This is a genomic window from Rhizobium sp. Rhizsp42 (assembly GCF_047304155.1).
In the GTDB taxonomy this organism is placed as follows: domain Bacteria; phylum Pseudomonadota; class Alphaproteobacteria; order Rhizobiales; family Rhizobiaceae; genus Rhizobium.
This window is the reverse complement of sequence record NZ_JBGLYS010000166.1, coordinates 1-261: the sequence shown is the minus strand read 5'-3', so window position 1 is coordinate 261 and position 261 is coordinate 1. Positions and strand designations below refer to the sequence as shown.

The 261-nt window shown below is 67.0% G+C and carries 1 pseudogene; it reads right to left on the bottom strand.

The window, feature by feature from the left end:
- Positions 1-261: pseudogene (locus ACCD05_RS31960) on the bottom strand (acetoacetate--CoA ligase); the annotation flags it as partial.

Sequence of the window (261 nt, the reverse complement as noted above, 5' to 3'; positions counted from 1 at the left end):
GCCCGGCACCACGCCCATCTTGCGCAGCGCATCCGCCAGCGAGGCAACACGTTGGCGCAGTTCGCGCCATGACAGGTCGGCCAGCGGTTTGGTCTCGCTGGCATAGCGGATGGCCGTGCGGTCAGGGCTGCCGCCTTCTTCCGCATGGCGCATGACCTGATCGACGTAATTGAGCTTTGCGCCAACCAGCCACTGCGCGCCAGGCATGGTGCGCTCGCCGAGCATCCGCGTGAACGGTGTCGAGGCGCGCAGGTCGAGGTA